Origin of the sequence: Gilliamella sp. ESL0254 (genome assembly GCF_013344985.1) — a bacterium.
Classification (GTDB): Bacteria; Pseudomonadota; Gammaproteobacteria; order Enterobacterales; family Orbaceae; genus Gilliamella; species Gilliamella bombicola.
This window is the reverse complement of record NZ_JAAEDU010000001.1, coordinates 795,137-814,639: the sequence shown is the minus strand read 5'-3', so window position 1 is coordinate 814,639 and position 19,503 is coordinate 795,137. Positions and strand designations below refer to the sequence as shown.

Below are 19,503 nucleotides of genomic sequence, written 5' to 3'. Positions count from 1 at the left end.
CCCAACAGTTGGGCGCTGAATCAATAAAATTGGATGTCATTTAATGATGAATATAAAATAAATAAGAAGAACCAAGCAATTGGTGGTAAGGATAAGTGTTTGCTGTGTACTTTGACACCGTAGTGTTAATTCAACTAATGGAATCTATTAAATCCTTGGTATAATATACCTAACAGTAAAATTAACACTGCTAGCACAACACTTATTCATCATCCAAGATTTTCAACCTAAAATTTTCATGCAAACTTGCTGATAAAAAGGAAGAAAGTAAAGGAATACGGTTAAATCAGCGACATACACATCTTAGGTTACAACCTTCCAACTAAGATGCGAATGTTTTTGATTTAATTATATGAAAATACACCAACTGACTTGGTCCTAAAAACATAGTTAAAAAACTACACGATAACCCACAAAAAGTAATATAGCAAAAAACGGTCAGAAAAGGTATTGATTTTATTAAAGTTTTTTGCTGTTGTTTTTTAACCTTAAAAAACGCTAGTTTTACCTACTAATATTCCCTATTTTTAGATAACACACTAAACCGACCGCTTCCCAACAATGCTAAACTGAGTGCTGTTAGCGCCATAAAAGCAGGATACTCCCAACCGCCGCCAGCATTGCTAAATGACCAGCCATTCACCGAGTGAATAAAAGCAATAACAACCATTTGAATTACGGTTAATGAACTAACAATGCGGATTAAGATGCCTAAAAGCAATAATAAGCCGCCGCCAATTTCAAATACCATCGTCAAATAACCAACAAACCCCGGAAAGCCAATTGATTCAAAGTATTGTGCTGTACCTGTTGGAGTAAAGACGAGTAGTTTGGTTAATCCGTGCGCCAAGAACATGACACCTAATGCAACTCGTAACATGAGTGAGGCTAGATCGGTTTGATATTGTTTCATTTTATTTTTCCTGTAAGTTAATTATTGTGATTGATTAGCACTATTTGTTTATCTTAATAGTTATTTTTTTATAGATAAATAAGCTATTATGTGACTTATTGTCATAATAAGTGGAACAATTGTTTGGTAGGTGAAGGCAGATGGATAGATCTAATAAATTACTAGAAATGATGGTCTTTGTGACGGTGGTTGATTGTAATAGCTTTGTTGATGCTGCGGTTAAGTTAAAGATGTCTAAGCAAGCGGTATCACGTTACCTTCAAGCGTTAGAAGATCGCTTGCAAGTACGGTTATTACAACGAACCACGCGCAAAATGGTTATCACTCTTGAAGGGCAAACTTTTTATTTGCAAGCTAAAGCCATAATTAATGCTACTGCAGAAGCAGAAAACAGCCTCACTTTAGATCACGCAAGTCCACAAGGTATACTTCGGGTTAATGTGCCCGTTAGTTTTGGCATTTTACATTTAGCGCCTTTATGGCAAAAATTTATCGATAAGTACCCTAAGATTGAGCTAGATATTACGCTGTCAGATCGTGTAGTTGATCTGCTTGAAGAGGGCTACGACCTTGCTGTTCGAATTGGTCGGTTAGAAAACTCCTCGCTAATTAGTCGTAAACTGGCAACCACGCAAATTATAGTTGCCGCTTCGCCCGATTATATCGCTAAATATGGCATGCCGAATGATCCTGATGATTTGTTTAATCATAAAATTGTGATGTATAGCCAATGGGCTAAAAAGGAGCAATGGCATTTTTATAAAGATAATGTTGATCTGTCGGTTAATTTAAAGGCGAATATCTATTGTAATAATGGTGATACTTGTCGTCAGATTATGTTACAAGGGGGCGGTATTTCGTTGCAACCTGATTTTATTATTGGTCAAGATATTAAAATAGGGCGGTTGGTGCGTGTTTTGTTGGATTATAAAGTTGAGGATTTGAACATTTATGCGGTTTACCCAAGCCGTAAATTGTTACCACTCCGAACGCGTTGTTTAATCGATTTTTTGATTAGTGAGCTAAAAGATTATCAATGGTCAGTTAGTTGAAAAAACAACAGTGATTGTTTGAATTATTTTTTAAGTTCATATAATTTATATCAAAATTATGCAGATATTGTTAGGCTATTTTGGATTGTAAAAAACGGACAAAATAATGATGCATATAATATATTGAAAGCAGGAAGGTTATAATGAAAGGATTTATTTTTATTCTTATTTTTTGTCTTTGTGGTTGTGCACATAAGCAAGTCAAAATTTTGCCAACCAATGACACTATTATAAAATTAAAAGTAGATGAAAACACCGGTATTATTGCCGAGTCTGAACAATACTCATACCAATTTACTCACCCTGATGCGTTAAAAAAACTGAAAAATTATCGTGATTTTTTAGCCGAATATAAAAATGATGTTGAAAGTGTATCCATCATTTTTTATCAAGATAATTTAGATGGCGAAATTACTGCTCAGTATATCAATTTTATCCCAGAAAATAAGAGATTAAGTGATAAAAAGTTACTCGAAAAGTATAAATCAAATGTGATTTTGAAAAATGGTTATTATCAAGTGTTATTTACAACAAAAGGGAATGTTTATAGGCAAGCCAATACATTGTCTGATCAATATTTATTGCCAAAATCAATAACTGTATTAGTTAGACCAAATCACGAGATAGATTCGGATCTTGATATCAAAGGTGATGTGGCTGGATTGATTATATTTCCAATTTTTGTTCCACTGATGATGGTTGGCTGTTTAATGGGCCCTTGTTAAAGGGGCTATCATATTGACTTATTTAACATTAATTTTATACTGTTACATTAAAATACTGACTATTGATAGATGAAGATTTTGACTAACTTGCTTAATTGTCTCCTTTTTCCCATACGCAAACCTAATTTTTGTCAGTTAGCGCAGTGTTTACGGCATAAAACTATTATTATTACAGGGGCGAGTTTTGGGATTGGTGAAGCTTTGTGCCATCTTTTATCCGATATTGAGTGTCAACTTATTTTGGTAGCTCGAACTGCAGATAAATTACAATTAATTGAGCAATCGTTATCTAACAAAAAAGCAAAAATCGATCTGTTTTGTGCCGATTTGCGTGATGTTGAACAGTTAGATAGTTTTATTGCTTATTTAGCGTCTTACCATGTTGATGTATTTATTAATAATGCTGGCATATCGATTTGCCGTCCAATTATGCAATCACTAGATCGTATGCATGATTTTGAAAGAACCATCAAGCTAAATTATTTGGCACCGGTCAAATTGTGTTTGGCGTTAATTCCTAAATTACAACAATCTAAAGGGCACATTATTAATGTGTCGGCTATAAATGTGCTGTTAGCGCCAACAGTTAATTGGGCAGCTTATCAGGCGTCTAAAACTGCTTTTGATCAGTGGCTACGCTGTGCCAGTAGTGAGCTTGAAAACCGGCAAATAAAAGTTTCTACAGCTTATTTGCCTTTGGTTAAAACCCGAATGATAGCGCCAACCAAAATCTATAAAAAACTACCTGCACTGCAACCCTGTCAAGCAGCAACCATTATTAGCCGTTTGCTTGTTAGCCAAAAACGTCAATATAAACCATGGTGGGTTATTATTGGACAACTTGCTTCAGTTATTTTTAATGGCGTATGGTGCAAATTAAATTCTTATTATATTAAGAAAAAACAATGATAAAATCGATTCTAGCCTTGTATAAAACACAATTGTTGACTTTTAAAGGTATTTGGCATTTATTAGCTAGTATTCGCCTTGTCGGTATGAATTTAATGGCTTTACTTTATGTTCGTCAAAAGCTTTGCCCTGAGCAAATTGCGATTAACGAAGATGGTGTTTGCATTAATTACCATACGCTTTATTCTCAATCTCAACATTTGGCAACGCAATTAGCGATGTATTGTGGTATTAAACCTCATCAAAAAATTGCTATTATCGCAAGTAATCACGTTAATCTTGTGCATACAATATTTGCCGTTGCAAGGCTTGGCGCTGATATTTATCTATTAAATACGGAGTTATCGGCAACACAACTTAATGATATTAACAATAATGTACAATTTGATTGGATTATTCATGATCCAGAAATCACCAATCTGCCACCCATCAAAGCATTGCCGACTTACCATGAAAGTAAACAGTCCGTTTATTCCTTGTTAACTGCCTTACCGCTAATGCATCAAACTAAAATTAAAGTGACACACTTTTCAAAAATAACTGTTTTAACCAGTGGTACGACAGGACGCTTTAAAATAGCTGGTCGTAGTAGTAAGGCGCAAAATTTTATGAGTCCTTTTTTCCAATTGCTAATTAAATTGAATCTTAGTCATTATAAAAAAATCTATATTGCAACGCCGATTTATCATGGTTTTGGGATAGCTACTTTATGTATGTCAGTATTGTTAGGTGCTACCATGTTTTTAACCAAACGATTTGAAGCTTCAAAAGCGTGCCAATTAATTTCTTACAATAAAATCGAAGTGGTTACATTAGTGCCATTAATGTTAAATCGAATGCTAACATATTCTGAAGATCAACTTAAAAGCTTACGTTGTATTATCAGCGGTGGCGCTCCCATTACCGCAACGTTGGTTAAACAAGCTTTAAATTGTCTTGGTAAGATTTTGTTTAATTTATATGGAACATCAGAGGCAGGTGTTTGTATGATTGCCACCCCAGAGGATTTAGCTATCGAGCCAACTACAATTGGTAAACCACTTAGAGGTCTTTGTGCTAAATTAGTGACAAAAAAAGGGCGAAACGAGCTCTATATCAAATGTGCTTGGTCAACACAAGGTAATCGTTGGATAGCAACAGGAGACTTAGCCGATAAGGATACTAATGGGTATTATTATCTACAAGGTCGAGTAGATGACATGATTGTGTCTGGTGGCGAAAATGTGTATCCGTTTGAACTAGAGCAAAGCTTACTGTCGCATCCCGATATAAAAGATATCGCCATCATTAGTGTTCCTGATACAGAATTTGGGCAACGGTTAGTGGCTTTTGTTGTTTTAGCATCTAATACAAAAATAACCGAAACAGTACTAGTTGGTTGGTTAAAATCTCAAGTTGCCCGTTATCAAATGCCGAAAAAGATCGTCATTATCGATCAATTACCCATGACAGGGATTGGTAAAGTTGATCGGAAAAAACTCGCTCAATTGTATTTGTCTTCTTAACCATATTTTGTGCTTGATGCTATTGAATTAGTTGTCCACACTGTTCATCGTGAACTAAAAGCAAGCAGGTATTGCTTGATAATACGGCTTGCTGTAATCGCTGTTTGTTTTGTTCATTAAGATCGTTAATGCAAGCAACGATATAACTACAAGTTTTGCTTCGTAAAGCCTTTTCTATCGTCGATATTAAATTTTCATTTTTTAAATTACTTAAATGGACAACTTTTTGTTTGTCTAGGCCTGCAGTATTGATCCATGAACGTTTTAACATTGGACGATCTGATAACCATAATTGCCATTTTTTGGCTTTATTCAATGATTTTAATAAAGGTCGCTGTTGTTGTAACAGTTGTTGGAAAGGAGATTCAAAGTGAATAGCCATAAGTTGTTGCGATGAATGTTCAATTAACATAATAACCTCAATACTGTTTCTATATACAGTGTATATTAATACAGTATTTTGGCGTTGTAAACTCTATTTATGATTATTTTTTGTATTATTTCCAATTGAATTATCTTAAGAACGTAAATATTGATACGATAAAATACCTAAAAATGTCATTAAAACTGAACCAATTACATGGATCAATATTGTTGCTAAGCCCCAAGATATTCGACCTTCTTGTAAAAAGTTAACAATTTCAGCTGAAAAGGTTGAAAAGGTTGACAACCCACCGCAAAAACCAGTTATGACAAGTAAACGCCATTCGGCAGAAAGGTTAGAGTGGTTAAAAAAGGCAATAGCAAAGCCAATAATATAACCTGCAACTAAATTAGACAGTAGTGTGCCTAGTGGAATTGCAAAAGCGATAATATTCAATTTAAGCGATAAAAACCAACGCAATAAACCACCTGCCACAGAGCCGATTGAAATGGCTAAAATTAGTTTTAACATAATAATGTATCCTTGCCCATACACTGAAATAGAAAGTTACTTTATAAAAGTGAGATAAGAATTTGTTATCGATATTAATAGTAATTGATCAATAAATATATAAAACGATCATACCAGTAGAAAATAGAAATAGGAAATTCTAATCAGATTACGATAGAATATTCAATATTAAGAATAATTGAGGTATATATATGTTTACGGGTATTGTGCAAGGCGTTGGTCAGATTATTGATATTGTAGATAAAGATAAATTAAGGACGTATAAAGTCAAATTACCCAATAAATTAATGTATCACCTTGAAATTGGTGCATCTGTTGCCAATGATGGTTGTTGTTTGACAGTGACAGGTTTTGGGCAAGATTGGGTGTCGTTTGATATTATGCAAGAAACCTTAGCATTAACTACATTAGGTGATAAAAAAATCCAAGATTTTGTCAATATTGAACGTAGTGCTAAATATGGCGATGAAGTTGGTGGGCATATTATGTCTGGTCATATTTCTTGCACAGCAACGATTGTTAATATTGAAAAAACCACAACCAATTGTCAAATGACGTTACAGTTACCACCACAATTTAGCAAATATGTATTATACAAAGGCTTTATTGGCATCGATGGCGCTAGCTTGACAGTTGGCGAAGTTAGCGATAATTGCTTTCATATTCATCTAATCCCCGAAACACTTGCAATTACTACATTAGACGCTAAAAAAGTTGGAGATAAAGTTAATATCGAAATCGACTCACAAACTCAAGCGATTGTTGATACCGTTGAGCGAGTATTAGCAACAAAAAATTTGCATTAATTAAATCATTAAAATGCCAAGCTGAGACTTATTTTAAAACCTAGAGTAAAGGGTTTAAAATAGTTAAGAACGAGGAATTGAATATAGATAAAACTGCAATCCCTCCACCTTGTGAGGTGAAGGGATATTTTGTTATTTTGACAATGTTCTTGGGTTAGGTCCGTATTGGTTTTCACCTGGAGTTGGTTTTATTATTAAACATGCAATTATTATAGCTCCTGAACAGAGAAGATAAACAAAGCACCACAGACCACTTTGACCTATATCATGTAATCGTCTAACATTGTAAGACAATGTTGCAAGAAAAGTGGTGATAAAAATCAACATTACACAGAGCCCTAGTAAAGCTGATGGTAATATATTGTCCAGATTGAATAGCAATGAAAAAGAGAGGTACATTACTATAAATTGGATAAGAAGAAAAAATCCAAATTCACTACGAGTTGAACGTCCTTTATAACAAAATATTTTTTTATAGCCATCAAGCCATGAATTAATTGCTTTACTTAACACTTAATACTCCTTATTTATTAAAAGATTCGCAACAATATAATAAATTAAGCTTTATTTCAAATTCTTTATATTGACAAAATTGATTAATTTAAGAAAAATGCTATCCGATTTTTATGAAATGTTTTTATGTAGTTAGATTTTAGCTATTTTAAAATGCTATGACTGCATTACAAAATTTTGTCGTGATTAAATCCTAAACCAACTAAAACATCATAGAAAAAATCCCAATAAATACGCCATCTTTTATCATTATTATTTCAACATATTCTTTTTCCCGTTTTCTTCAATTACATCTAATTCCAGATTAATCTGGAAAAAAATGTCATCGTCTTATTTATTTAACTAATTATACTTTAAAGCATAGAGTTATAAATGTATTGCGACAAAACATGAAAAAGGAGTTTGGTAATGGAAAGACAAATAGAGTTACTGAAACTACTTTTTAAAGAGTCTGAATTTAGACCAGCAGCCTATTTTAGTTTAAAGTTATCCATTTCGACCAAAACCATTTATTTTGACATTGAGAAATTAAATGATCAGCTATTAACCGTCCCAAATAGCGATATTTATATCGAAAAATCCCCCCGCAAAGGCTTAATACTGAAGGGAAATAAAGGCTGTATTGATTCGGTCATTGGTTATTTAGAGCAAAACAATAGTCATGGCTATTTTAATAAAAACTCACGTCGATTAACACCGGAATATCGTCGATTAGATATTGTAAAACGTTGTTTATTAAATCAAGAAAACGTCTCATTAGAGCAACTATCTGATGATTATATTGTAAGTAAAACATCGCTACATAAAGATATTGAGTTTATTAACCGTTCATTAGCATCTGAAAATGTCTTACTAAATGTCACGCATAAAGCCATTATTGTAGAGGGTAAAGAAAATCAAATTCAACGCGCTATTAAGCATTTTTTATTGTTATATATTCATAAACAAGACAGTTATTATCTTAATCAACTTATGAAGTCATTGATGGATGATGATTCTTTTGAGCAAATTAGCCAATTATTATTTGAACATTACGAATCAATCGTTCAGCGATCCTCTGAATATTATTTATCATCATTATTAATATCGATAGCAATACAATTAAAACGGTTAACACTAGGTTATACCATCGATGAAGAAGATGATTTTTTATTTAACCATATCCGTTATATGCAATCGTATTTGATTGCATCCGATCTTGCTCAACTGCTTGAGGTTACGTTTAACATTGAGTTTTCAACGAATGATATTAAATATCTCAGTAAGTTGTTTTTTGCACATCGAATTATCGATGAATCGGTAAAAGTTGATGATAGTTTTTATGAACAAATCATCCGCAAGATTATAAGAAAAATTGGCGAAATTGAAGGAATCGATTTATCGAAAGATAGCAAATTGTTCCATTCATTGTTATCTCACTTTCCACCCATGATTACCCGTTTGCAAAAACAAATACGTATTATTAATCCGATATTAAAAGAAATAAAACACGAATATTCAAAATTATTTAGTGTATTGTGGTATGCACTTTCTGATTTAGAACGTAAATTTGATATTTGTTTAAACGATCACGAAATCTCATTTTTATTGATTCATTTTCAAATTGCGTTAGATAAAGCTGCTGATGCTAATAATATTGTGATTGTTTGCCAATATGGTTGCTGTTCATCAAATCTAATTCTTAATAAAGTTCGAAAAATATTACCATCTAAAGATAATATTGAGGTTTATTCGATTTCAAAATTGACATCGACCAATCTTAGTAATGTTGATTTATTTATTACTACACTTGATATCAATAATCTGAATAAGCCAGTTGTTAAAATATCTTCACTGCTAAATACTAATGACTACCAAAATATTATTCAGGCATATGCCAATTATGTCTTAAATAAACAATCTGATTTTTCTGAAAAACAGAATTGTTATCCATCCATGGCAAAATTTGTTGATCCTGACCTTATTCAATTAAATGTCAATATTGATAATAAAAATGAATGTCTTAACAAATTAATACATCGTCTTGAAGATAAAGGTTATGTCACTTCTCACTACCGCGATTCTGTTTTACAGCGCGAAGAAATAGGCGACACGGCTATCGAAAATGGTATCGCTTTACCTCATGGCTCACCGATGTTTGTGACTAAATCTAGTATATCCATTATGACCTTACGCAAACCCATCAAATGGGGTGTTATTGATGTTAGCGTGATTATTATGGTTAGCCTTTCTGAAAAAAACATTAATAGTATCAATGAAGTATTTACTGAAATTTACGAAATTGTTTCGAACAAGCATGCTATATCAGCATTAAAAAATATCACCAGCTTTAAACAACTAAAATTATTTTTGGATAATCAAAGAGGAATCAAAAATGTACTTTGATAAACAGTTATGCCTTTTAAATATCGAGGCATTAAATCAAGAGCAAGTTCTCACGCAAATGGCACAAATGTTATTTAGCAATGGGATAGTTAAACAAGATTTTTTAGACGGTATTTTACAAAGAGAACAACAATATCCAACTGGTTTATTGGTTAATTCTGTTGGGTTTGCTTTGCCACATACGGATTCATCAAGAGTTAATCAATCACAAATTTGTTTTGCATCATTAAAACAGCCAGTCATTTTTAGATGTATGACTGATGAAAACGAAAAAATTCCCGTCAAATTTATTTTTATGCTTGCCATGAAACAACCTCATGAACAAGTTGAAAATTTACAAAACTTAATAGGCTTATTTCAAAATGAACAACAAATAAAATTATTGGAACAATGTCATTCAATTAACGAATTTATCGCTATTTTAAATGTAGCTGGTGTGAAATAGAAAGTTAACTTTTATAAAGGAGTCCTAAAATGGATAGTGTGATTAACATTTTTCAATGGCTAATAAATTTAGGAGGGGTAGTATTTTTACCTATCATTATCTTTATTATCGCCTTATTTTTTAGAGTGCCGTTTTCCAAAGCGATTATGGCCGGTATTACTGTCGGTATTGGTATAGTCGGTTTAGGTTTAGTGATCACGTTATTGTCTGACACTTTAGGTGTTGCAATTCAAAAAATGGGGGAACAATACGGAACATCATTAAGCATCATGGATATTGGGTGTGGAGTAGGTGGACCGTTGGCGTTTTCAACTACGTTAGGATTACTGCTTATTCCTATTTCGTTGATAATTAACTTTATCTTTATTTCACTCGGTTGGACGCGCACTTTAAATGTTGATATTTGGAATTTTTGGTTTGCGATATTCTTAGGACTAGTGGCTTATTCAGTAACGGGATTTTATTGGGTAGGGATTATTGGATGTATCACGGCTGTTATGTTGCAATGGTTCTTAGCCGACTTATTACAAAAACCGATAAGTTCATTTTTTGGCTATCCAGGTATTTCAATTACTCACTTAATGGCCTTGTCGGGCGCTGTTGTGGCAATTCCTTTAAATTGGATCTTTGATCGTATTCCTGGATTTAATCAATTAAATGCCGATTCAGAAACTTTAACCAAAAGGTTCGGTATTTTTGGTGATACGGTCGTTATTGGTTTAATTATTGGTTTAGTTGTGGGAATTTTAGCTGGTTATGATGTTCCGCAAATCGGTAAGCTAGCAATTTCGACCGCAGCAATTATGAAAATAATGCCCAAAATGGTTGCCATGTTTATGGAAGGTTTACTACCGGTTGCTGAAGCTGCTCGAGAATTCACCAGTAAAAAACTTAATGGCAAGCAAGTTAATATTGGTATGGATGCGGCATTAACGGTTGGACATCCCGCTGTTATGGCAACGGCATTAATTATGGTTCCGGTTTCACTCCTATTAGCCTTAATCTTGCCGGGTAATAAAGTGTTACCTTTTGGTGATTTAGCCTTCTACGCTTTTGGTATCTGTTTGATGGTTCCGTTTTTTAAAGGAAATATTGTTCGATCAATTATTGGGGGCACAATTTATTTAGTGATTTGCCTATATATGGCAACTTGGCTAGCGCCGGTTATTACCGATGTATTTCATTTAGCTAACTATGATGTGGGCACTGCGGGCATTGTCACAGTTATTTTATGTGGTTTATGGCCAGTCACCTTATTTGTGTTGTTATTAAACTATCTTGGTTATATCGGATTGATAGGTTTAGCTCTAGTGATTTTATGCTCGCTAATTTATATCAATAAAATCAAAAAAATCGAAATGTACTAAAAGGAACATGATTATGAAAAAATTACTCATTATGTGTGGTGCAGGGCATGCAACATCAACTATTGCTGTTAGTAAAGTGACTAAATGGCTAAATGATGAAAAATTAACAGAAAGTGTCAAAATCTATCAATCAAAAATAGCCGATGAGTTAAATAAAATAGACACATATGACGTAGTTATTAGCACTACCATCGTACCAGAATCAATTAAGGGTAAAGTTATAAATGGTTTAGCTTTGTTGACTGGCGTTGGTTTAAACGAATTTTTTGCTGAACTAAAAAAGCGTTTAGCCATCTAGCATTATCAAATTAAATAAGGTGTATAAAACTAAGCCCCATTTACATTGCTATTTAGCCCAACGGCAAACAAGTAAATGGGGCATATAAACAAGGAATAATACCAATATGAACATTTATCACCACGCCATAAAAATTGAAACGGTATCTGGTCGACACTCTTATCACGATATTACTAATGAATTAAACCAATTTATTGCACAATCAAATATCCAAAATGGTCAACTGACCATCGCCACAACGCATACGACATGTTCACTTTTTTTTGATGAATGTATGCACGACACCAATTTTTTTGGTGACGAATATTTGCATGTTGATATTAATAATGTGTTAGAGCAGATTGTTCCTAAAATGACTAGCGAAAATCAATACAATAGCCCTGGACCAAAGCATATTGAGTTTGGTTTAAGTCTAAATGATCCCAATTATCCTGCTAAAAAATGGGTAATGCTTAATACCGATGCTCATATCAAATCATCGCTATTTGGTAGTTTTTCATTGGTATTAATCATCAAGAATGGCAAGCCTCTTATGGGCGAACTTGGGCGAATTTATTTTGTTGACTGGGATTCATTACGAGAAAGAACCCGCAATGTTAATTTTATGTTGATGGGCTGTTAATAAAGGTGATAATTATGATTTTGTCTCCATCATTGTTTAATTCAGATCTTTACCTGATCAAAGAAACGTTAGATACGCTTGAATCACTAGGCATTACGCATTTACATATTGATGTAATGGATAATCACTATGTCCCAAATTTAGGTTTTAATACTGGTTTTGTATCAAATTTGAAATCGCATACCCATTTTATTTTAGATTGCCACCTAATGATTGAAAAACCTGAATTATCAATTTTCGATTTTATTGAAGCTAAACCCGATATTATCACTTTTCACTATGAGGCAACGGTTCATCATTCGTTTATCATCAATAAAATAAAAAACAATAATATAAAAGTCGGTTTGGCAATCAACCCAAGCACACCGGTTGAACACATTAAAATGCTATTGCCGCTTGTTGATCTTGTCCTTGTTATGACCGTTAATCCCGGACAAAAAAACGAAACCTTTTTGCCTTTCACATTACAAAAAATTGAACAACTGAGTTTAGAACGGCAAAAAAATAATTACTCTTATGATATTCAAGTCGACGGAAATATTACTGATAAAACCCTATCACTATGCTTAAAAGCCGGAGCTAATAATATTGTTTCGGGTGGGTTTATCTTTAAAAATAATGATATTGCAAACAATATTGAAAAATTAAAAGTGGCAACTAATTAAGGAAAGTGCAATGAGCATAAAAACAATATTAAGTAATATATTAACTGAAATAGCGGCACAAATAGACACAATCAACGAAGCACAATTACACGAATTTAAAAATGCGATTATTGGTGCAAACCATCTATTTTTAGCGGGAACAGGGCGTTCAGGGTTAATGATAAGTGCATTTGCCAATCGGTTAATGCATTTAGGTTTAAAGGTCAGCTTAATTACCGAAGTTAGTAAACCCAAAGCCAATAAAGGTGATTTGCTAATTTTAGGATCTAATTCAGGCGAAACCAAAAGTTTAATTGCCTACGCACAGCAGGCAAAAGACTTGGGCGTCAAAGTCATATTATTCACAACAAACGGCACCTCGACCTTGGCAAAATTAGCCGATAATATAGTTATTATTCCTATAAGAGTTGATAAGTTAAGCCAACCAATGGGTAGCACATTTGAGCAACTCTCATTACTAACTTATGACAGTGTTATTTATAGTTTAATGGAAAGCTTACAACAGACCCCAGAGATAATGAAGTGTCGGCATGCGAATATTGAGTGATTTTTTTGCACTTTAAATGTCGACAAAAAATTGAATAAAATCAATACCTTTCCTGACCGATTTTTATTGCATTTTTGTTATTGGTTTTTGGGCGTTTTTGAATGTGATAGGTTGAACATCATAAATTATTACGCCCAAATATTAAGTGATTTAGCTACCTTTTAATAACGTTGCAATTTCGTTAATATCGTTTGGCGTTGTTTGACAGCAGCCACCAATTAATGTTGCGCCTAGTTTTATCCAGATGGGTAATTGGTTTGTGAAGGTGCAACTGTGGTGATGATTTTTGTGCCATTGTTTGGTGGTTGGATCGTATTGTTCACCAGAGTTGGGATAGACAATCAGCGGTTTTTGCGTAAGTTTTTGTAACGATTCTAACGCTGCAGTGACATTTTCTAGCGCAATGCAGTTAACACCAATACTAACTACTTGTTGACAGTGATTAAGATGCTCAATGACCAAAGATAATGGGGTGCCATCGCTAAGATGATTGGGATCTTTTAATGTTAGCGAAAACCAGCTTGTTACAGTTGGAAATTCTTTCAGAAGCTTTGTAAGTGCTTTGATCTCAGCAAAAGAGGGCAGTGTTTCGCAAGCCAGCAGATCGACTTCTGCGTCAACCAATGCTTTGATGCGGTTATAGTGAAAATCGATAAATTCTGATTCAGAAAGTTGATAATCACCAGTATATTCTGAACCATTTGCAAGATAAGCACCATAAGGACCAACTGAACCAGCAATTAGTAGTGTTTTATTTTGTTTTGTTTCATCTAGGTATTGACTCTTTGCTTGCTTGGCAAGCTCGACGCTTGTTTTTATTAGCTTGATGGATTGCTCTAGTGTAATCCCTTTTTTAGCAAACCCCAATGGTGTAGCTTGATAGCTAGCGGTAATCGCACAATCAGCACCAGCTTTAAAATAGTCATAATGGACTTGGCGGATCAGTTCTGGCCTTTCGATTAATACTTTTGCTGACCATAAACTGTCGTTAAGATCACAACCACGACGTTGTAGCTCGCTGGCTAGTGCGCCATCAATAATGATGTATTTTTTTTGCTTTAACAGTGTACCAATTGGATTATTATTTTTCATTTTTTGCCACTCGCTTTTGATGAGCTTGGGTAAAGTGGTGGGCAATAAAGCAGACAACCACAAAAGGAATGCCACAATAAAGTGCAATACGTTGTTCTGGATCGAATGCGAGTCCAATACAAGCAATTAAACATAAAATAAAGCCTAAAATAGGTACAAGTGGGTAAAATGGGGCTTTATATTTTAGATTTTCTTGCTCCTCACGAGTTAAACTTTTTCTAAAAAAGAAGTGTGAAGCGCAAATACTTAGCCAAACGGCCACCACGGCAAATCCTGAAATAGCTGTCAAGGCAACAAAAACCGTGTTAGGCGCAATAATGCTTGTGAGTAATGCCAATAAGCCACCTAACATACTGATGGAAATAGCAAAGGCTGGAACGCCTGTCTTATTAAGTTTGCTGAAGCATTTTGGTAATGTACCTTGGTTGGAAAGCGACCACAACATGCGTCCAGAAGCATAAAGCCCCGAATTTGCAGCTGACAAAATGGCGGTTAAAATCACAAAATTAAGACAATCGGCAGCATAAGGTAAGCCGATATTTTCAAAAACGGTAACAAAGGGACTTTCGATAACGCCAGCTTGATCCATTGGCAATAAGGCTGCTAAGACAAAAACGGTGCCAATAAAGAAGATGATAAGTCTTAGAATTGTGGTTTTTATTGCTAACGGAATGGTCTTTTCTGGTTCTTTTGTTTCACCAGCGGCAATACCAATAAGTTCCGTGCCTGAAAAGGCAAAATTGACCGATACCATCGTCATAATAATTGGGGTAACACCATTAGGGAACCAACCATTATCGGTAATATTGTGTAAAAAGGGCGCAGGGATGTCGTTTTTCATTGGGACAAAGCCAAAAATAGCTGCTGCACCAGCAATAATAAAGATGATAATGGTGATCACTTTGATAATCGAAAACCAAAATTCACTCTCAGCAAAAAATTGTGCGGTAACGATGTTTAATGCCAAAATCACGGTACAGAAAGTAGAACACCAGACCCAAATAGGTGTATTTGGAAACCAATGCTTCATACAAAATCCTGCTGCGGTAATGCTTGAGCCGAGTGCGACAGTCCAAGTTAACCAATATAACCAAGCAACAGTATAACCCGTTGCAGGGCTAATGAACCGCGAGGCATAAGTATGAAAAGCACCTGTTTCTGGTATGGCGACAGCGAGTTCTCCAAGGCATAACATGACTAGGTAGACCACTAATGCACCAATTAGATATGCGATAATTGTGCCAATTGCACCTGCGGTAGCAATAATGTAGCCAGTGTTAAAAAAGAGACCCGTACCAATAACGCCACCAAGTGATAGCATAATAAGATGCCGAGTTTTCATGGTGCGTTTGAATTGATTTTTGTTTGATGAGATTGATTGTTGTGTATTCATAAGGCGTTTTGTTCTATTCATTGTTATTATGTTTAAATTAATATACCACCAATAAATGAGTGGGCTGCTTTTTTGTTAATTGTTATTAATTATCTCCAAAAACTTTTTGTAAAAAATCCTGTATTGGTAATATTTGTCCATTTAATGTTGCTTCTTGTTTATCTTTGGCATAATCCACCTCAGAATAGACCCCTTCAATGTTATTTTTTTCAAAGGTAAATAGTGGGATTTTGATAAAATTATTTTCCGCTATTGATGATTTTATTGATAAATTTTCTTTTTCAATTTGTTCAGGTGTTAATGCTTCTTCATTTGGGGTTTTGAGCTGTGCTGAGAAATAAGCCAATACGTTAAATGGTGCATCGACGTTTAGTTTAAGGCTATCAATATTGTTAATGTTGATTATAAAACGTTCCAGTCTTGAGCGTATTCCTGATAAAGCTACAAAAGCATTGGCATTAACTTCACCTATGGTGTTTTTAAAATGGAATTTATTTAGTGAAATTTGGGAATTTAATGATGTTTGTTTGTCATCAAAGTCGGTGTAATCAAAATTATTAGATAGCATTGTGACAGGAATATTTTGGTAACTAAGATCTAAACTAACACTGCCTACATTTGGCAAACCGAGTAATACCGATTCTGCATCGGCTTTTAATAAGCCATCAACAGTATTGTTTGTTGGGTTGAAGATGTTTTCTTGATCGACCATTAAGTTGTTAATGATGATCTTTTGATCATCTGGAACGGGTTCCGAAGAGGTATTAAATTCAAGTGTCATTTTTCCCATTTCGGTATGATGATTTGGGATTATAACACCAGTTTTATGAAGGGTATCGCCTTGATATTTTAGATTATCAAAAGTAATTCGCGGTTCGATATAGTGATTGTGAGAGCCTAATGCAATCTTATCGGCATTGATATTATAATGTATTCCTGTTTTGTCTGAATTTGGGTAGGCTGATAAATTAAATTTCTGTAGGGTGACTTGTGGTTTTGAGAAATTTTTATAGTTTTTATAAATAAATTTATCTATATTCACTTGGGCATGTAAATCGGAAAGATGTTTATTGACTTCAATATTAATATCACCATCAGACACCTCTAAGGAGCCATTAATAAAACTCAAAATCTCAGAATTATTATTGGAATCTGAATCAACAAGATTAAGCGCTTTGTTGGCTAATTTTATGGTGAGATTTTCTTGGTAGCTCATACCGAGCTTAGCTGTAATAAATGGTTGATTACCAGCTAGTTGCCAAAGTTCTGGCGATAGTGCTTCGCTCATTGCATATTCTATCCATGCCATCTGTGGAGTGAATTTCCCTTCTGAAAGGGCAATGATTGGGAATGGGCCATGGTGGATGGTGATATCGTCATTAAAAAGTGTTTTTGTGTCTTCAATAAGCCAACTAAAATTCTTTGGAATTACCTTTACAGTAAGGTGTAGGTTGGTTGAAAAGATTGATTGTCGATAATCACTATATTCAATGGTTATGCTAAACCCATCTTGGTCGTTGTCAATTTTTTGTGTAATTTGTTCTATTTTTTTGTCAATGTTGTTTTTGATTACGTTCCCTGTATACCAAGACGAGCCAACGTATCCTAATATTGCAATAATGCCTATAGCGATTACACTTTTCTTCATTGTTTCTTCTCTTTTTTTATTGAATTTTATTGTAGTAATTTTAATTGATTTGCAGTTTATAGGCGATAATTTTTTGATTATTTTAGTTTCTTTAAGGGTAATAAGTCGGTTTTTATCAATTTATTTTTTTTGAAAAGGGCAGCTGAATAATATCCGCCAGTATGACTGGCGGATCAGATTAGTTAGATAAGTTGACTGATGAGTTATAAATTGTCTAAGAATTCTTCTTTTGACATTGTTTTACCATTCACTTCAACTTCGTCACTATCTTTAGCTAAGTTCAAGTCTAAATAAAAGCCATCAGTTTTACCATTGCTTAACATTAAAAAGCTGGATTTAGATTTAAGTAAGTTAGCCACCAATTGTATCATTTGATTGGCTTTTGTGATTTGTTGTGGTGTTACGTTATTATCGTTAGGGTTTTCTATTTGTGCTGATATACGCGCTAATACGTCAAATGGTGCTTCGAGCTTGAATTTTATCGCATTAATATTTTCGTAAGGGTCTTGAACAAGAGACATCTCATATATATCAAATACATCTAACATTAAGTTAATATTAATATTAATATCACCTGCAGGCGTGTGCCAATTGAATTTATTGAGTGAAAATTTGATATTCTGTTTGAGATTGATATCGTTTAAATTCATATCATTCATATCAAATAAGTTTCTGGACCAATCTCTATTCAAACTTTGAAACTCGACATCGGTCTGAATATTGCCTAGATTCTGTTGACCATAAATAATCGAATCAATATTAGCAAAACACGAATTATCAATTATATTAGAAGCCTTATTTAAGATACTTTTTTGCTTCATAGTAATATTATTAAAAACCAATGTCTTGATATTTGGGGTATATAACGATGGGGGAGACTCTAATATCATTTTATCGATACTGCCTTGCAAATCAATATCTTGGGTTTTGTAATTAAATTTACCTGTTGATTTAATGTTATCAATATCCAAACCTGCTATTGAATATGTGCTAAAACTGTATTTTATATTACCGATATTTAATTTGTAATCTACCTCATCTAGTGTGCTAAGTGGTGTTAGTGACAGATTCAAGTCACTAAAGATAACATTAAAGTCGTATGTGTCGTCTGATAGAAAAGGTAATCTATCTAATTGCAAATTAGCCGTCATATCAGTACCATCAATATAGCCACTAAAGGTAAAATAACCTTTGCCAATATCAAAGTCGTTATCCATAAATTTTATCGCTTTGCTTGTCAATTTAGCAGTGACATATTCACCATAACTTATTCCCATATGCCCAGAAATAAATGGCTGATTATCCGCTAATTTCCAAAGTCTTTGGTTAGTTTGTTCTGTCATTTCGTATTCTAACCAAGCCATTTGTGGAACAAATGTACCTTTGGCAAGGGCTGCAATAGGGAAAGGACCATGGTGGATAGTGATATCATCATCAAATAGTTTTTGGGGGGTAGCAGCTTCATCAAAAGATTGATTTTGTGACGATGTCACTTTTAGATGGAGTTTAGTTGAGAATATTCCTTTGTCGTAATTGCTCTTTTCAATATTAAAGGTAAATTTGTCTTGAATTTGGTTAATATTGTTGGTGATTAACGCTAATTGGCTGTCAATATCTCTTTCAATTATGTTACCTGTGTACCATGCCGTACCAACATAAGAAACTCCTAATACGGCAACGATTCCCATAGCGAGTGTTGTTTTTTTCATTCCTGTTCTCTTAG

At 33.9% G+C, this 19,503-nt stretch carries 20 protein-coding genes; 12 read left to right on the top strand and 8 right to left on the bottom strand.

Annotation, left to right across the window (positions count from 1 at the left end; translation table 11 throughout):
* Nucleotides 1-511 precede the first annotated feature (511 nt).
* On the bottom strand, nt 512-913 hold the full coding sequence (locus GYX25_RS03885) for a DoxX family protein (RefSeq protein ID WP_174786768.1): 402 nt from the start codon (nt 911-913) through the stop codon (nt 512-514).
* 140 nt (nt 914-1,053) lie between these two features.
* Between GYX25_RS03885 and GYX25_RS03880 the strand changes: the two genes are divergently transcribed.
* The 4 genes from GYX25_RS03880 (at nt 1,054) to GYX25_RS03865 (ending at nt 5,104) form a co-directional block, all read left to right on the top strand.
* A complete protein-coding gene (locus tag GYX25_RS03880; protein ID WP_174786767.1) occupies nt 1,054-1,965 on the top strand; it encodes a LysR family transcriptional regulator in 912 nt (303 codons plus the stop codon).
* A gap of 143 nt (nt 1,966-2,108) precedes the next feature.
* Nucleotides 2,109-2,690 (top strand): hypothetical protein, encoded by a 582-nt coding sequence (locus GYX25_RS03875; RefSeq protein ID WP_174786766.1) that lies wholly within the window; start codon nt 2,109-2,111, stop codon nt 2,688-2,690.
* 69 nt (nt 2,691-2,759) lie between these two features.
* Nucleotides 2,760-3,599 carry an SDR family NAD(P)-dependent oxidoreductase gene (locus GYX25_RS03870; RefSeq protein ID WP_174786765.1) on the top strand — a complete coding sequence of 280 codons (840 nt, stop codon included), beginning with the start codon at nt 2,760-2,762 and terminating at the stop codon, nt 3,597-3,599.
* Nucleotides 3,596-5,104, top strand: a complete 1,509-nt coding sequence (locus tag GYX25_RS03865; RefSeq protein ID WP_174786764.1) for a class I adenylate-forming enzyme family protein — start codon at nt 3,596-3,598, stop codon at nt 5,102-5,104. The genes GYX25_RS03870 and GYX25_RS03865 overlap by 4 nt, the downstream gene beginning before the upstream one ends.
* 19 nt (nt 5,105-5,123) lie before the next feature.
* On the opposite strand, the gene GYX25_RS03860 is transcribed toward GYX25_RS03865, so the two are convergent.
* Complete coding sequence (locus tag GYX25_RS03860; protein ID WP_091347113.1) at nt 5,124-5,516, bottom strand: SulA-like leucine-rich domain-containing protein; 393 nt, start codon at nt 5,514-5,516, stop codon at nt 5,124-5,126.
* 105 nt (nt 5,517-5,621) lie between these two features.
* On the bottom strand, nt 5,622-5,999 hold the full coding sequence (crcB, locus tag GYX25_RS03855) for a fluoride efflux transporter CrcB (RefSeq protein WP_091347111.1): 378 nt from the start codon (nt 5,997-5,999) through the stop codon (nt 5,622-5,624).
* 191 nt (nt 6,000-6,190) lie between these two features.
* On the opposite strand from crcB, the gene GYX25_RS03850 reads away from it, so the two are divergent.
* On the top strand, nt 6,191-6,805 hold the full coding sequence (locus tag GYX25_RS03850; protein ID WP_174786763.1) for a riboflavin synthase subunit alpha: 615 nt from the start codon (nt 6,191-6,193) through the stop codon (nt 6,803-6,805).
* A 132-nt stretch (nt 6,806-6,937) separates the two neighbouring features.
* Here GYX25_RS03850 and GYX25_RS03845 read toward each other — a convergent pair whose 3' ends face one another.
* Nucleotides 6,938-7,318: a DUF805 domain-containing protein gene (locus tag GYX25_RS03845; RefSeq protein WP_091347107.1), complete on the bottom strand. Its 381-nt coding sequence runs from the start codon at nt 7,316-7,318 to the stop codon at nt 6,938-6,940.
* 408 nt (nt 7,319-7,726) lie between these two features.
* On the opposite strand from GYX25_RS03845, the gene GYX25_RS03840 reads away from it, so the two are divergent.
* The 7 genes from GYX25_RS03840 (at nt 7,727) to hxlB (ending at nt 13,647) form a co-directional block, all read left to right on the top strand.
* On the top strand, nt 7,727-9,703 hold the full coding sequence (locus tag GYX25_RS03840; protein WP_174786762.1) for a BglG family transcription antiterminator: 1,977 nt from the start codon (nt 7,727-7,729) through the stop codon (nt 9,701-9,703).
* A complete protein-coding gene (locus GYX25_RS03835) occupies nt 9,693-10,148 on the top strand; it encodes a PTS sugar transporter subunit IIA (protein WP_085247952.1) in 456 nt (151 codons plus the stop codon). The genes GYX25_RS03840 and GYX25_RS03835 overlap by 11 nt, the downstream gene beginning before the upstream one ends.
* Before the next feature lie 29 nt (nt 10,149-10,177).
* The gene (locus GYX25_RS03830) at nt 10,178-11,515 is read left to right on the top strand and encodes a PTS galactitol transporter subunit IIC (protein WP_085247951.1); all 1,338 of its coding nucleotides are present in this window, start codon (nt 10,178-10,180) and stop codon (nt 11,513-11,515) included.
* Between the two features lie 13 nt (nt 11,516-11,528).
* Complete coding sequence (locus GYX25_RS03825) at nt 11,529-11,813, top strand: PTS sugar transporter subunit IIB (RefSeq protein ID WP_091347103.1); 285 nt, start codon at nt 11,529-11,531, stop codon at nt 11,811-11,813.
* Between the two features lie 106 nt (nt 11,814-11,919).
* A complete protein-coding gene (locus GYX25_RS03820) occupies nt 11,920-12,435 on the top strand; it encodes a YjbQ family protein (protein WP_091347102.1) in 516 nt (171 codons plus the stop codon).
* Between the two features lie 14 nt (nt 12,436-12,449).
* A complete protein-coding gene (locus tag GYX25_RS03815; protein ID WP_180214328.1) occupies nt 12,450-13,100 on the top strand; it encodes a ribulose-phosphate 3-epimerase in 651 nt (216 codons plus the stop codon).
* Nucleotides 13,101-13,110: 10 nt separating this feature from the next.
* Nucleotides 13,111-13,647, top strand: a complete 537-nt coding sequence (gene hxlB, locus GYX25_RS03810; RefSeq protein WP_085247948.1) for a 6-phospho-3-hexuloisomerase — start codon at nt 13,111-13,113, stop codon at nt 13,645-13,647.
* Nucleotides 13,648-13,797: 150 nt separating this feature from the next.
* Here hxlB and mmuM read toward each other — a convergent pair whose 3' ends face one another.
* From mmuM to GYX25_RS03790, 4 genes are all read right to left on the bottom strand, one after another.
* Entirely contained in the window at nt 13,798-14,739 is a 942-nt protein-coding gene (gene mmuM, locus GYX25_RS03805) for a homocysteine S-methyltransferase (protein WP_091347099.1), read from the bottom strand.
* Complete coding sequence (mmuP, locus tag GYX25_RS03800; RefSeq protein WP_238785969.1) at nt 14,729-16,153, bottom strand: S-methylmethionine permease; 1,425 nt, start codon at nt 16,151-16,153, stop codon at nt 14,729-14,731. The genes mmuM and mmuP overlap by 11 nt, the downstream gene beginning before the upstream one ends.
* A gap of 64 nt (nt 16,154-16,217) precedes the next feature.
* Nucleotides 16,218-17,780, bottom strand: a complete 1,563-nt coding sequence (locus tag GYX25_RS03795; protein WP_174786761.1) for a DUF945 family protein — start codon at nt 17,778-17,780, stop codon at nt 16,218-16,220.
* Nucleotides 17,781-17,983: 203 nt separating this feature from the next.
* A complete protein-coding gene (locus GYX25_RS03790; RefSeq protein ID WP_174786760.1) occupies nt 17,984-19,489 on the bottom strand; it encodes a YdgA family protein in 1,506 nt (501 codons plus the stop codon).
* Nucleotides 19,490-19,503: the final 14 nt, after the last annotated feature.

Coding starts and splice junctions, on each gene's coding strand:
- GYX25_RS03885 (WP_174786768.1), bottom strand. CDS start 913: ATGAAACAATATCAAACCGATCTAGCCTCACTCATGTTACGAGTTGCA.
- GYX25_RS03880 (WP_174786767.1), top strand. CDS start 1,054: ATGGATAGATCTAATAAATTACTAGAAATGATGGTCTTTGTGACGGTG.
- GYX25_RS03875 (WP_174786766.1), top strand. CDS start 2,109: ATGAAAGGATTTATTTTTATTCTTATTTTTTGTCTTTGTGGTTGTGCA.
- GYX25_RS03870 (WP_174786765.1), top strand. CDS start 2,760: ATGAAGATTTTGACTAACTTGCTTAATTGTCTCCTTTTTCCCATACGC.
- GYX25_RS03865 (WP_174786764.1), top strand. CDS start 3,596: ATGATAAAATCGATTCTAGCCTTGTATAAAACACAATTGTTGACTTTT.
- GYX25_RS03860 (WP_091347113.1), bottom strand. CDS start 5,516: ATGTTAATTGAACATTCATCGCAACAACTTATGGCTATTCACTTTGAA.
- crcB (WP_091347111.1), bottom strand. CDS start 5,999: ATGTTAAAACTAATTTTAGCCATTTCAATCGGCTCTGTGGCAGGTGGT.
- GYX25_RS03850 (WP_174786763.1), top strand. CDS start 6,191: ATGTTTACGGGTATTGTGCAAGGCGTTGGTCAGATTATTGATATTGTA.
- GYX25_RS03840 (WP_174786762.1), top strand. CDS start 7,727: ATGGAAAGACAAATAGAGTTACTGAAACTACTTTTTAAAGAGTCTGAA.
- GYX25_RS03835 (WP_085247952.1), top strand. CDS start 9,693: ATGTACTTTGATAAACAGTTATGCCTTTTAAATATCGAGGCATTAAAT.
- GYX25_RS03830 (WP_085247951.1), top strand. CDS start 10,178: ATGGATAGTGTGATTAACATTTTTCAATGGCTAATAAATTTAGGAGGG.
- GYX25_RS03825 (WP_091347103.1), top strand. CDS start 11,529: ATGAAAAAATTACTCATTATGTGTGGTGCAGGGCATGCAACATCAACT.
- GYX25_RS03820 (WP_091347102.1), top strand. CDS start 11,920: ATGAACATTTATCACCACGCCATAAAAATTGAAACGGTATCTGGTCGA.
- GYX25_RS03815 (WP_180214328.1), top strand. CDS start 12,450: ATGATTTTGTCTCCATCATTGTTTAATTCAGATCTTTACCTGATCAAA.
- hxlB (WP_085247948.1), top strand. CDS start 13,111: ATGAGCATAAAAACAATATTAAGTAATATATTAACTGAAATAGCGGCA.
- mmuM (WP_091347099.1), bottom strand. CDS start 14,739: ATGAAAAATAATAATCCAATTGGTACACTGTTAAAGCAAAAAAAATAC.
- mmuP (WP_238785969.1), bottom strand. CDS start 16,153: ATGAATAGAACAAAACGCCTTATGAATACACAACAATCAATCTCATCA.
- GYX25_RS03795 (WP_174786761.1), bottom strand. CDS start 17,780: ATGAAGAAAAGTGTAATCGCTATAGGCATTATTGCAATATTAGGATAC.
- GYX25_RS03790 (WP_174786760.1), bottom strand. CDS start 19,489: ATGAAAAAAACAACACTCGCTATGGGAATCGTTGCCGTATTAGGAGTT.